The sequence below is a fragment of the Arthrobacter sp. 01T419 genome (genome assembly GCF_056398865.1).
Window position 1 is genome coordinate 375,447 of sequence record NZ_JBFTQF010000002.1, and the last position, 12,091, is coordinate 387,537.

The following is a 12,091-nucleotide window of genomic DNA, read 5'->3' on the forward strand; positions in this document are numbered from 1 at the left end:
TGACAACAACTGCGAGTCAGTTGGGTAGGCGCTCAGTCGGTCCAGTCGAAGAATCCCTTTCCGGTCTTGCGTCCCAGTTCGCCGCGGGCGACCTTGTCGCGCAAGATCTGCGGCGGCGCGAAGCGCTCCCCCAGCGTCGAATGCAGGTATTCGGCGATGCCGAGGCGCACGTCCAGGCCCACGATGTCCGTGGTCTTGAGTGGTCCGGTGGGGTGCTTGTAGCCCAGCACCATGGCGGCGTCGATGTCCTCCGCGGAGGCCACGCCTTCTTCCACCATGCGCATCGCCTCCAGGGCGATCGCGACGCCCAGCCGCGAGGAAGCAAAGCCGGGAGCGTCGTTGACGACGACGGCGGTCTTGCCGAGTGCCTCTGTCCAGCTTTTCGCCGCTGCGGCCAGCTCCGGCGAGGTTTCCTTAGCCAGGACCACCTCGATGAGTGTGGACGCCGGGACGGGGTTGAAGAAGTGCAGGCCCACGAAATTGGCGGGCCGGCGGAGTTGCGAAGCGAGGCCCGTCACGGAAAGGGACGAGGTGTTGGAGGCCAGGAAGGCGTCCGCTGAGAGGTGCTCCTCCACAGCCTTGAGGGCTGCAACCTTGAGCTCGTAATCCTCGGGCACTGCTTCCACCACGAGCCCGCAGTGGACGAAAGAGTCGTAGTCGGTGGACGTGCTGAACCGGGACAACGCTTCGTCGGCGGTCTCCGTCAAGGTGCCACGCGCAGCGGACTTTGCCACGGCCTCAGCAACGCGACCTTGCGCACCAGCGGCGGATTCATGGTCCCGCTCTACGACGATCACCGTGGCGCCCTTCGTCAAGAAGGCGTGGGCGATACCGGCACCCATGCGGCCTCCGCCGAGGACACCGACAACATGCGGGATAGCGGGCGTTGCTGTCATTTTCGGGTCCTGTCTGGGTTGTCGCTGGACTGCTTGTCTTTGTCGCTGCTCTTCTTGTCGAGGAACGCCTGCATGCGGTCGAACTTGGCTTGCGATTCGAAGAGCATGCCCTGCGCCAGGGTGTCGATCACGGGGTGCGCTTCGGCCGGAGCGTGGAAGACCGACTTGGTGATCCTCACGGCGAGGGGGTCCTGGCGGCCGATTCTGTCAGCAAGGTTGTGGGCAGCTTCCATCAGCACGGGAGCTTCATGGATCTGGGTGATGAGGTTGATCCGCAGGGCTTCCTCGGCGCGGAGGACTGTGCCCGCCAAGAGGATTTCCTTGGCGATCGGCTCCCCCACGAGCTCCTTGAGGCGCCATGTGGCACCGGCTGCCGCCATGATGCCCAGCCCGGTTTCCGGGTTGCCGATCCGCACACTGGGCGTGCCAATCCGGAAGTCCGCGGCGTAGGCGAGCTCGGCCCCTCCACCCAGGCAATAGCCGTCCAGAGCCGCAATCACCGGCATGGGCAGCTTCGCGATCCGCACGAAGATGGTGGAGTTGATCCCGCGAAGCGCGTCGTCGCGGCGGCGTTCCCTCAGCTGGCCGATATCAGCACCTGACGCAAAGACGCCTTCGACGCCGGCAATGATCAGGATTTTCGGCTCGCGTTCAAGGTACTCACACACCTGATGGAGTTCGTCCACCATCTGCTGGTCGATCGCGTTGCGCACCTCGGGCCGGTTCAGGAGCACCGTGACCCGGTCCTCGCGTTCTTCGACGAGCAACGTTCCGAATTCCTGCGGGTTCAATGCCATTACATGCCTTCCAGAAGGATGGCGGCGCCCTGCCCGACGCCGATGCACATCGTCGCGAGGCCGATCTTCCGGCCGGCGGTGCCCAGCTCGCGTTCCATGCGGCCCAGCAGGGTGATCGCGATACGCGAGCCGCTGGAACCGAGCGGGTGCCCCAGGGAGATCGCACCGCCGTCGAGGTTYACGATGTCAGGATCCAAGCCCAGACGCCGCATGCTCGCGAGCGATTGCGTCGCGAATGCTTCATTGAGTTCGACGGCGCCAAGGTCACCGACCGTGAGCCCAGAACGGCCCAGGATCTTCTGCGTCGCGGGGACCGGGCCTATGCCCATGATTTCCGGTTCGCAACCGGCCGAGCCGCCGTCGATGATGCGGGCCCGCGGGGTGAGGCCGAACTTCGCGATGGCCGCCTCCGAAGCAACAATAATGGCGGACGCACCATCGTTGAGCGAGGAGGAGTTACCGGCTGTAACAACGGAGCCGCCGGCAACCACCGGGCGTAGACCGGCAAGGACCTCCATGGTGGTTCCTTCGCGGGGACCTTCATCGGTGTCCACCAAGGTTTCGCCCTTGCGGGTCTTCACGGTGACCGGAACGATCTCTTCCTTGAAGCGACCGCCGGCAATGGCAGCGAGGGCACGTTCGTGCGAGCGGACAGCGAATGCGTCGGCGTCCTCGCGGGAGATGCCGTCCACCCGGGCCACTTCCTCGGCGGTTTCCGGCATGGAGTACGTCATCTTTCCGCCGCGGGAGAGCTCGCCCTTGGTGAAAAGGGGGTTGGCGAAGCGCCAGCCGATGGAGGTGTCGAAGATTTGGCCCGGTTTGGCGAAAGCCGTGGAGGGTTTCTCCTGCACCCAAGGGGCCCGGCTCATGGATTCGACGCCACCCGCCACCACGATGTCCGCCGCACCAGCCTTGATCATATGGCTGGCCATGATGATAGCGCTCATGCCCGAGGCACAAAGGCGGTTGACCGTGATGCCGGGGATGTGGAGGGGAAGTCCCGCCAAGAGCGTGGCCATGCGGGCAACGTTGCGGTTTTCCTCGCCGGCGCCGTTGGCGTTGCCTAGGATGACTTCGTCAATGGCATCGGGGTCGACGCCGGCACGTGCTACGGCTTCCCGGATCACGAGGGCTGCCAAGTCATCAGGCCGGACCGCAGAAAGAGCGCCGCCATACCGGCCTACAGGGGTGCGGGCACCGCCAACAAGAAAAGCCTCGACCATGAGAACATCCTTCGCGAAGGGAGCGGGGTCGGCGAATAATTTACCGACCGTTCGTTCTATAAAGATTACACGGCGCCGCCCCGGGGTCAACTGTCACCTAGTCAAGTGCAGCCAGGTCAACTGCGCGGTTGACCCCGCCGCTGCACCGTTCTCCACTCAAATCACCCGGATACCAAGGTGCCCGGCCAAAAGGGGTGCAAGCAGGCTGAGCTGGTAGTCATCGATGACCACGCCGGACAATCCGGAAAGTCCATTGATCATGCGGAAATCCGAGCCACGCAGGTCCACGTCCTTGAGTTTGGCCCCGGCGACATCCAACGTCCCAATGGTGCAATCCYTGAGCACCATCCGCGTCGCCGTACAGGCCCCGAGGTCGAGTTCGTTGATGATGCAGCCCGTGATCACCACATCCGTCAGTTTGGATCCACGCAAATTGAGGAAGTCCAGCTTGCCGCCGTCGATCTTCACTGAATGCCAAGCGCCCTCGTACATCTCCGCGGAGCCCCAGCGCGGGTTGCTGATCTCGACTTCACGCCACGAAGTCCGCGCAGCGGTGAACACTGGTGCGTAGGGCTCATTCAGGATGCAGTCGCGAAAGGTCGCACCACGCAGCTGTGCCTCGTTGAAGGAGACTCCGTTGAATTCGCATTCGATGAAGTCCGCTCCGCTCAACTCGGCCCTGTCAGCCACGGCACGGGTGAGACGGACGCCGTCGTACCGTTCGCCGCGCTGGAAATCCGGGGCGGGATCGTCGCGGAGCTCGTCGAGCCTGATCGGGGAAATCCGGGGTGCCGTGACCTTTCCGACCGCCGCCACTAGAGCGACTCCGCTTTCGTGGCGATCTCGGCAAGATCCTTTGCGAGCGCCTTGCGTATGACCCCCATCCCGAGCTTTCCGAACACGGTCATCCCCAGCTTGCTGAGGAATGTCGGATTGAGGACCTCGGCGCCGAAGAACACCGTCAGTTCGGTCCCGCCGTCGCGCTCCTCCAAGGTGAAACGCGTGGTGTAGTCCGTGCCGCCTTGCCGCGCCTTGACGGTGGTGCTGCCCGGCGGTTCGCTCTGGGAAACCTGCATTTCCACGGTTTCCTCCCTGCCCATCATGGCGCGGGTTTCCTTCCAGCGCGTGCCCTCACCATAGGGTCCCTCGCTGAGCATCTGGATGGATTTGACGGCGGAAAGGGTCCTTGCCGAGCCCGGAATGTCAGAGATGACGGTCCAGACTTTCTCCCGGGAGGCGTTGACGTGCTGGCTGAGAGTGGTGCTGTGGTCCATGCATCGAGCCTAACTGCGACCGCAGACAAAAACAGCCGACAAGGCACTTGCGCGGTCTGGCAGGATTGCACCATGGTGCACATCGATTTGAGCACGGAGAGTGGGGCGGCGGGAGGCTCCCGCACACTGCAGGGGTACCTGGCGGAGCCCGACGGCGAGGGGCCCTTTCCCGGCGTCGTGCTTGTTCATGAGGCCTTCGGACTCGACGACGTGATGCGCCGCCACGCGGACAGGCTCGCTGCCGCGGGGTACTTGACGCTCGCCGTCGACCTCTACAGCGACGGCGGCGCGAGGCGCTGTCTCGTGGCGACCATGCGGTCCCTGGGCTCCGGTACGGGCCGGGCGTTCACAGACATATCGACGGCGCGTTCCTGGCTCCGCAGCGATGCCCGATGCACAGGAAAGGTGGGGGTCATCGGCTTCTGCATGGGTGGCGCCTTCGCCTTGCTCGCGGCCCATGACGACTTCGACGCCGCCTCCGTGAACTATGGCCAATTGCCGCGGAACCTGGAGCAGGCCCTGGAAGGCGCTTGCCCGGTGGTGGCCAATTACGGAGGCCAGGACCGGACCTTGCAGGGAGCGGCCGCCAAGCTGGAAGCCGCGCTCACGAACCTCGGAATCGAGCACGACGTCAAGGAATTCCCGACTGCGGGCCACGCCTTTTTGAACGACGCGCCAGTTGGGCCTCGGGCGCTGAGGCCGTTGATGCGGGTGATGGGTATCAAGCCCGACCCTGTTGCTGCACCGGAGGCGTGGCAACGCATCGAGGACTACTTCGCGACGCACCTGAAGGGCTGAAAAAAGTACGACGACGGGCGCCCCCTGAGCGGGAGGCGCCCGCCGTCGTCGGGCTGCTAAGGGGTGGGCTAGCTGAACAGCTCGCTCTTCGGTTCGTTGTTCTTGACCTTCTGCCAGCCGAGCCACAGGATCAAGGCGAAGAACGGGATGGTGGCCAAGGTCCAGAGGCCCAGGAGGAAGACCTCACCCGTGGCCTTGTCGGTCATGGTGTCCATGCCGATCAGTACGGTGATGGCCAGGAGGGCAATGAGCCCCACCCAGCTGGTCCAGGGGGAACCCGGCATCGGCAGGCTGGAGACGTTGCCCTTCTTCTTGCGCAGCGCAATCTGGCTGGCGAAGATCGAGCCCCAGGTGAAGATGACACCGATCGATGCGGTGTTCAGTGCGAGGTCGAAGGCGTGCGAACCACCCAACCAGATGTTGAGCAGGATGCCCACCAGGTAGACGGCGCCGATCGCCAAGATGGCCGCGTACGGCACGTGGCGCGTGGACATCTTGGTAAGCCACTTGGGGGCATGTCCGTTGTTGGCCATGGTGCGGAAGATCCGGCCGATCGAGTACAGGCCCGAGTTGCACGAGGACAGCGCGGCGGTGATGACGATCATGTTCATGACGTCACCCATCCACGGCAGCCCCATCTGGCCGAACACCGTGACGAACGGGGAGGTGCCCGCGTGGTACTGGTCCGAGGGCAGGAGCATCGCCAGGAGCGTGACGGAACCGACGTAGAAGACCACAATGCGGATCACGACGGCGCGGATCGCCTTGGGCACTTCGCGTTCCGGGTTCTGCATCTCGCCGGCGGTAATGCCAACCAGTTCGATGGCGTTGTAAGCGAAGATCACGGCGTTGAGGACCAGGATCATCACCAGGCCGCCCTTGGGGAACATGCCGCCGTCGGCAGCGAAAAGGTTGCCCACGGAAGCGTGGCCGGTGCCGACCTGCGCGTTGGTGATCACCATGAAGGTGCCCACGGCCAGGAAGATGAGGATCGCGGCGACCTTGAGGCAGGAAGCCCAGAATTCGAACTCGCCGAATGCCTTGACGCTGAACAGGTTCACGGCCACCAGCAGTACCAGGGCGGCGATGGCGGACAGTTCAACGGGGACGTTGGGGAAGAAGAACTGGAAGTACAAGCCAATGGCAATGAGTTCGGCGATGCCCGTCATGGCCCAGTTGATGAAGTACATCCAACCGGAAAGGAAGGCGCCCTTCTTGCCGAACATCTCACCGGCGTAGCTGACGAAGGAGCCGGAGGTCTGGCGGTACATGATCAATTCGCCGAGGGCCCGCATGAGCAGGTAGGCGATGACGCCGGCGATGGCGTAGGAGAAAATCAGGGCCGGCCCGGTGGAGGCCAGGCGTCCGCCGGCGCCCATGAACAGGCCGACGCCGATCGCGCCGCCCATCGCGATCATGGTGACGTGCCGGCGGCTCAGGGTCTTCTTGTAGCCCTCGGCGCTGAGGTTTTCGGAAGTTGTAGTGGTGCTGGGCGCTACCGGGGTTCCCGGCTCGCGCAAAAGGTCGGTTGTGGTGTTTTGAGGCACAGCTGTTCCTTGTGGGTTGAGGATATGCCGGGGGCCTGGCTCCAGACGTATCGGTACAAGCAATTCGAACTTTCGGCCTGTTGGCGAGTCGAATCAGTAGCGAAAACGCAGAAGCGTCGAAGGTAAATCCGGCAAAACCATCTTACCCGGTGATTCCGGCGGAGCGTGACGCGGGCAACAAAGTGGGCGCTACGCTGGACACATGGGCACCATTCCGCCGGCCGGCAGGCTGTACCGTTTCACGGGCTTGGACGCTGCGGCCGCCGGACTCTATGCGTCCTTGGCGACCGTTCTGAGCCTCGCCGCAGCCCCGGCGACAGCCTTCGTACAGCAGATGTTCCCGGACCCGGCCACCGCCGTCTATGCAGTCAACCTTGCTTTCTACGCTTCGGTCGGCCTCTTCGCGGCTGCGGCTGCGTGGCGCGTCATGGCCCGCGACCTCCTGATTCTGGCAACGCGCCCATGGTTCACGCTGGCCATGATTCCGCTTTCCATCGTGGCCATGTTGGTGATCACCACCGTCCTGGTGACAGCTACTGGCTCCGTCAAGGAATCGCAGAACCAACTGGGCCTCCAGTCACTGGTCCAGCAACTGCCGGTTTGGGTTGTGGTGCCCTTGCTGGTGATACTGGGTCCCTTCGTGGAGGAATACCTGTTCCGGCACCTGCTGATCGGCAAGCTGTCCCGCCATGTCAACATTTGGGTCTGTTGCGTCTTGTCCGGGCTCTGTTTCGCCGCCATCCATGTGGTGGGGCGTGAAGGGTTGGTACTTCCCGCCCTGGCGCCGTACCTCGGAATGGGCGCCGTGTTGGTGGCCGTGTATGTCTGGACGGGCAAGAACGTCATGTTCTCCTACTTCGTCCACGCCGCCAAGAACCTGTTGGCCCTCCTGCTCATCTACGCGATCCCCCCGCAACTCCTCGGCGGGTAACCCTCCCAACCCGCCTAGCCCACCCAACTAGCTCGCAGTAGATGTCGTTTTCAGGCGGCTAAGCGACAACAAATGCGAGTTAGTTGGGTAACCCGGACTGAAACTGTCCGCTAGGCACTTCCCCGGCCACGCGCCGTCGTCGTAGGTTCAGTCCATGGCACTGAACTTTCAGGTAGTAGTCGATTGCAGGAATCCGCATATCCTCGCCGACTGGTGGGCCGAGACGCTCGACTGGGTCGTGGAACCCCAGGACGAGGCGTTCATCCGGTCCATGGTGGATCAAGGCTTCGCCACAGAGGCCGAGACCACCACGCACAACGGCAAGCTCGTGTGGAAGGACGGCGCGGCCATCGGCCCGGCGGAAGACCAGGACAAGGACACCCGCAGGCGTTTCCTCTTCCAGACCGTTCCGGAGGACAAGACCGTCAAGAACCGCGTCCACTGGGACGTGCGCCTCAATGGAAAGGATAAGGACGAGGTCCGCGCCACCTTGGAAGCACGGGGCGCGAAGTACCTCTGGACAGCCAAGCAAGGGCCGCACGAATGGCACACCATGGCCGACCCCGAAGGCAACGAGTTCTGCATCAGCTAAGCGGATTACTAGACTCGGAGGGTGAGCAACGACTTCCCCGCCAAGGTATCCGACGTCTTTGACCCGTCGCGCTGGCGCACCGTGTCCGGTTTCGACGATTTCCAGGACATGACCTACCACCGGCAGGTCGAGCGGGACGCAGACGGAAAGGTGACGAGGGACCTTCCCACCGTCCGGATTGCTTTCAACCGTCCGGAGGTTCGGAACGCCTTCCGTCCCGGCACCGTTGACGAGCTTTACCGCGCCATGGACCACGCCCGGATGACTCCTGACGTTGCCACGGTCCTGCTCACCGGCAACGGCCCCTCCCCCAAGGATGGCGGCCATTCCTTCTGCTCCGGCGGCGACCAGCGGATCCGCGGCCGCGACGGCTACCGGTACGCCGACGGCGAGACGCAGGAGAGCATCGACCCCGCCCGCGCCGGCCGCTTGCACATTCTGGAAGTCCAGCGGCTCATGCGGACCATGCCCAAGGTGGTCATCGCGGTCGTGAACGGCTGGGCCGCTGGCGGCGGGCACTCGCTGCACGTTGTCTCGGACCTCACCATCGCCTCCCGCGAGTACGGCAAGTTCAAGCAGACTGACGCCACCGTGGGAAGTTTCGACGCCGGATACGGCTCTGCGCTGCTGGCCCGCCAGATCGGGCAGAAGGCCGCCCGCGAGATCTTTTTCCTGGCACGTGAGTATTCCGCCGAGGACATGGTGCGCATGGGCGCCGTCAACGAAGCCGTGGACCATGAGCGCCTCGAAGAAGTTGCCTTGGAGTATGCGGCTGACATCGCGCGCCAGTCCCCGCAGGCCATCCGCATGCTCAAGTTCGCCTTCAACCTCGCCGACGACGGCCTGGCCGGCCAGCAGGTCTTCGCCGGGGAGGCCACGCGCCTGGCCTATATGACGGACGAAGCCGTGGAGGGCAAGGAAGCTTTCCTCGAGAAGCGCGATCCGGACTGGTCCAACTTCCCTTACTACTTCTAGGACTCGCCCGTGAACATCGATCCCGTCCTCAAGGCCCTGGCCGCTGCCCTCCACGGCGAGGGTCCCGCCGTCGAAATCACCGTCTCGGAGGGTGGCGCCCCGGTGGCGGTCCCCGTTGAAACGCCCGGTTTCGAAGACGCTGCCGTAGTGGTCCGCACGTCGGGTTCCACCGGCACGCCGAAGGCCACGGTACTCACGGTCGATGAGCTTGCAGCTTCCTCCATGGCCACGGCCATCGCGCTTCGGGGCGAGGGACAGTGGCTCCTGGCGCTGCCGCTGCAGTACGTCGCCGGGGTCCAGGTGCTGGTCCGCTCGCTTTTCGCGGGCACGCGTCCGTGGGCCATCGACCTGTCCAACGGCTTCACTCCGGAGGCCTTCACCGCCGCTGCCGAAGAGCTGACGGACACGATCCGCTTCACCTCCTTGGTGCCGACGCAGCTGCAACGGCTCCTGGACGCGCCCTCGCCGCAGACCCTTGCGGTCCTTCGCCGCTTCAACGCCATCCTCCTGGGCGGAGCGCCAGCCCCTGCAGGGTTGCTGGTCGCCGCCAGGGAGGCCGGACTGAAGGTCGTGACCACCTATGGCTCGGCTGAGACGTGCGGCGGTTGCGTGTACGACGGAAGGCCGCTGGAGGGCGTCAGGGTGATGCTCGACGACGACGGCCGTGTCCTGCTGGGCGGCGACACCGTGGCTTCCGGTTACCTAGACGCCGCCGAGGCGAGTGCCCAGGCGTTCTTCGAGGAAGACGGCACCCGCTGGTACCGCACCAACGATCTCGGCGAGCTCGCCGCCGACGGCACCCTCACGGTGCTGGGCCGCGCCGACGACGTCATCATCACCGGCGGCGTCAAAGCCTCCGCCGCGTTCATCCAGGCGGAGCTTGAAAAGTTCGACGGCGTCACGGCGGCCTTCGTGGCCGGGGTACCTTCCCGTGAATGGGGCCAGGCAGTGGCAGCCTATGTGGCTGTCGAGGACAGCTCCCCGGAAGGCATCGAGGACTACAAAGCACGCTGCCAGGAAAAGCTCGGGGCCCTCGCTCCCAAAACGGTGCTTACGACCGACGGGCTCATCATGCTCCCCAACGGCAAACCGGACCGCTTGGCGATGATCGAGCTGCTCACCGAGGTGCATCAGGGAGAATAGACACGTTCTCCCCGACCGTCATCTGCCTTCCCCCAACGCGAAACAACACGAGGTACTGAACGTGGCAACAGCTTCACAATGGATTCAAGGCGCCCGCCTGCGCACCCTGCCGGCGGCGATCGCACCGGTGCTGATCGGCACCGCGGCCGCCTACGAGCTGCAGTCTTTCCGAGTCGTGAATGCCGTCCTCGCTGCCCTCGTGGCCCTGCTGCTCCAGATCGGGGTCAACTATGCCAACGACTATTCGGACGGCATCCGGGGCACTGACGAGGACCGCGTGGGTCCCCTCCGGTTGGTCGGTTCCGGCGTGGCGCGCCCGGACCACGTCAAATGGGCCGCTTTCGGCGCCTTCGGCCTGGCCATGGTGTTCGGCTTGGTCCTGGTGATCATCACGCAGAGCTGGTGGCTGATCTTGGTGGGACTTGGCTGCGTTCTCGCTGCTTGGGGATATACCGGTGGCAAGAACCCGTATGGCTACATGGGCCTGGGCGACCTGTTCGTGTTTGTTTTCTTCGGGTTGGTGGCGACGCTGGGCACCACCTATACGCAGGCCGGGCAGGTGAGCCTTCCGGCGGTTATTGGAGCAATTGGCACGGGATTGATCGCCTGCGCCCTGCTGATGGCCAACAATGTGCGGGACATTCCGACGGACATGGTGGCAGGCAAGCGGACACTTGCAGTGCGGCTGGGCGACCGTCATGCCCGCGAGAGCTACGTCCTGATGTTGGCCGTCGCCATCCTGTTGGTTGTGGTGCTGGCGCCCACCAAACCGTGGATGCTGATAGTGCTGCTGCTGATCCCGGCATGCCTCATGCCGGCCTGGCTCATGGTCAACGGCCGGAAGCGCAAGAGCCTCATCCCGGTGCTGAAGCAGACCGGGATGATCAACCTTGGCTACAGCGTGCTGTTCTCGCTGGGCCTTGTGCTGAGCCACGGCTTCTAAGGCTCGATCTTTGTGAGCGAGCGTTGGCTCGTAAGGCCGGATATGTGAGCGAGCGTCTCCCCCGCCGATCCTCGCTCACTTTTAAGCCGGTTTGGGCCGAGCCTCCTGCAGCTTTGAGCTTCTAGAATTCCTTGGGGCGCAGATCGTTTTCGACTTTTACCGCGGGATTTTCATCCACCAAACGGTCCTCGACCTCGGCGTCTTCGATCTCCAGTGCGGAGCGGATGGGCTTGGCGCGGCCTGTGAAACGTTCGCGCATGGCGGCAGTGGCGGCGTCGCGCTGCTTCTGGAAGAACAGGTAGCTAATCGCGAATGCGATGAGGCCTGCGAAAATCACCGCCAGCAACCAACCCGTCTGCAGGAAGACGAACAGGACGAACAGCGGAACGAAGAGCGCCATGCGGATCAAGGAGTATTTGAGGAAAGCCACGAATCAAGTTTAGCCTCACAGCCTGATTGCACCCTGATCGCACAGCTTTCACCGGACCCGGCGGCGACTAGACTTGACGGTATGCTCCGCGTTGTTGCAGTTGTCCTCGTCCTGCTCGTGTACGTCTATGGGCTGGTGGACGTCATCCGCACGGACCGCCGCTCTACCCGGGGAATTTCCAAACCCGCCTGGATCATCGTCGTGCTATTGCTGCCGATCCTCGGAGCCATTCTCTGGTTCATCCTGGGCCGGCCCTACAACAGCCGCCCCACGCCGCAGCCCGCGAGCCACCCCACAGCTCCCGACGACGACCCCGACTTTCTCCGGAACCTGGAGATCCGCCGTCGCAACCAAGCCGAAGCCGAACGCCTCAAGAAGCTCAAGGCCGAACTCGAAGCCAAGGAACGCAAACTCAAGGGCGGATCCAACGCCGAAGACAGTGGCGACGTCAACACCTGACCGCTCATGGCACCCTTCCTTCCTGACCTCTCTTGAAACGCGAACGACGGCGACACGCCCGCTTGTGCGGAGTGTCGCCGTCG

Annotated in this window: 14 protein-coding genes; 7 read left to right on the plus strand and 7 right to left on the minus strand. The window is 63.9% G+C overall.

Going from position 1 to position 12,091, the window contains the following annotated elements; genetic code table 11:
• Positions 1 to 32: 32 nt before the first annotated feature.
• The 5 genes from AC1DLO_RS05415 to AC1DLO_RS05435 form a co-directional block, all read right to left on the minus strand.
• Positions 33 to 896, minus strand: a complete 864-nt coding sequence (locus AC1DLO_RS05415) for a 3-hydroxyacyl-CoA dehydrogenase family protein (RefSeq protein WP_476889538.1) — start codon at positions 894 to 896, stop codon at positions 33 to 35.
• Positions 893 to 1,693: an enoyl-CoA hydratase/isomerase family protein gene (locus tag AC1DLO_RS05420; protein ID WP_476889539.1), complete on the minus strand. Its 801-nt coding sequence runs from the start codon at positions 1,691 to 1,693 to the stop codon at positions 893 to 895. Before AC1DLO_RS05420 ends, AC1DLO_RS05415 begins: the two co-directional genes overlap by 4 nt.
• On the minus strand, positions 1,693 to 2,916 hold the full coding sequence (locus AC1DLO_RS05425; RefSeq protein ID WP_476889540.1) for a thiolase family protein: 1,224 nt from the start codon (positions 2,914 to 2,916) through the stop codon (positions 1,693 to 1,695). Before AC1DLO_RS05425 ends, AC1DLO_RS05420 begins: the two co-directional genes overlap by 1 nt.
• 156 nt (positions 2,917 to 3,072) lie before the next feature.
• Positions 3,073 to 3,732: a pentapeptide repeat-containing protein gene (locus tag AC1DLO_RS05430; protein WP_476914424.1), complete on the minus strand. Its 660-nt coding sequence runs from the start codon at positions 3,730 to 3,732 to the stop codon at positions 3,073 to 3,075.
• Positions 3,732 to 4,190, minus strand: coding sequence for an SRPBCC family protein (locus AC1DLO_RS05435; RefSeq protein ID WP_476889542.1), 459 nt, complete (start codon positions 4,188 to 4,190; stop codon positions 3,732 to 3,734). Before AC1DLO_RS05435 ends, AC1DLO_RS05430 begins: the two co-directional genes overlap by 1 nt.
• A 72-nt stretch (positions 4,191 to 4,262) precedes the next feature.
• Between AC1DLO_RS05435 and AC1DLO_RS05440 the strand changes: the two genes are divergently transcribed.
• Positions 4,263 to 4,988, plus strand: coding sequence for a dienelactone hydrolase family protein (locus AC1DLO_RS05440; protein ID WP_476889543.1), 726 nt, complete (start codon positions 4,263 to 4,265; stop codon positions 4,986 to 4,988).
• Positions 4,989 to 5,056: 68 nt separating this feature from the next.
• On the opposite strand, the gene AC1DLO_RS05445 is transcribed toward AC1DLO_RS05440, so the two are convergent.
• Positions 5,057 to 6,535, minus strand: a complete 1,479-nt coding sequence (locus tag AC1DLO_RS05445; RefSeq protein ID WP_184738673.1) for an amino acid permease — start codon at positions 6,533 to 6,535, stop codon at positions 5,057 to 5,059.
• A gap of 202 nt (positions 6,536 to 6,737) precedes the next feature.
• Here AC1DLO_RS05445 and AC1DLO_RS05450 point away from each other — a divergent pair, with 202 nt between their 5' ends.
• The 5 genes from AC1DLO_RS05450 (at position 6,738) to AC1DLO_RS05470 (ending at position 11,119) form a co-directional block, all read left to right on the plus strand.
• Entirely contained in the window at positions 6,738 to 7,466 is a 729-nt protein-coding gene (locus AC1DLO_RS05450; RefSeq protein WP_476889544.1) for a lysostaphin resistance A-like protein, read from the plus strand.
• A 154-nt stretch (positions 7,467 to 7,620) separates the two neighbouring features.
• On the plus strand, positions 7,621 to 8,058 hold the full coding sequence (locus AC1DLO_RS05455) for a VOC family protein (protein ID WP_476889545.1): 438 nt from the start codon (positions 7,621 to 7,623) through the stop codon (positions 8,056 to 8,058).
• Between the two features lie 21 nt (positions 8,059 to 8,079).
• Entirely contained in the window at positions 8,080 to 9,033 is a 954-nt protein-coding gene (locus AC1DLO_RS05460; protein WP_184738679.1) for a 1,4-dihydroxy-2-naphthoyl-CoA synthase, read from the plus strand.
• A 9-nt stretch (positions 9,034 to 9,042) separates the two neighbouring features.
• On the plus strand, positions 9,043 to 10,176 hold the full coding sequence (locus tag AC1DLO_RS05465; RefSeq protein WP_476889546.1) for an AMP-binding protein: 1,134 nt from the start codon (positions 9,043 to 9,045) through the stop codon (positions 10,174 to 10,176).
• A gap of 61 nt (positions 10,177 to 10,237) precedes the next feature.
• Positions 10,238 to 11,119: a 1,4-dihydroxy-2-naphthoate polyprenyltransferase gene (locus tag AC1DLO_RS05470; protein WP_476889547.1), complete on the plus strand. Its 882-nt coding sequence runs from the start codon at positions 10,238 to 10,240 to the stop codon at positions 11,117 to 11,119.
• 121 nt (positions 11,120 to 11,240) lie between these two features.
• On the opposite strand, the gene AC1DLO_RS05475 is transcribed toward AC1DLO_RS05470, so the two are convergent.
• Complete coding sequence (locus AC1DLO_RS05475; protein ID WP_476889548.1) at positions 11,241 to 11,549, minus strand: DUF4229 domain-containing protein; 309 nt, start codon at positions 11,547 to 11,549, stop codon at positions 11,241 to 11,243.
• An 81-nt stretch (positions 11,550 to 11,630) separates the two neighbouring features.
• Between AC1DLO_RS05475 and AC1DLO_RS05480 the strand changes: the two genes are divergently transcribed.
• On the plus strand, positions 11,631 to 12,008 hold the full coding sequence (locus tag AC1DLO_RS05480) for a PLD nuclease N-terminal domain-containing protein (RefSeq protein WP_476889549.1): 378 nt from the start codon (positions 11,631 to 11,633) through the stop codon (positions 12,006 to 12,008).
• Positions 12,009 to 12,091: the final 83 nt, after the last annotated feature.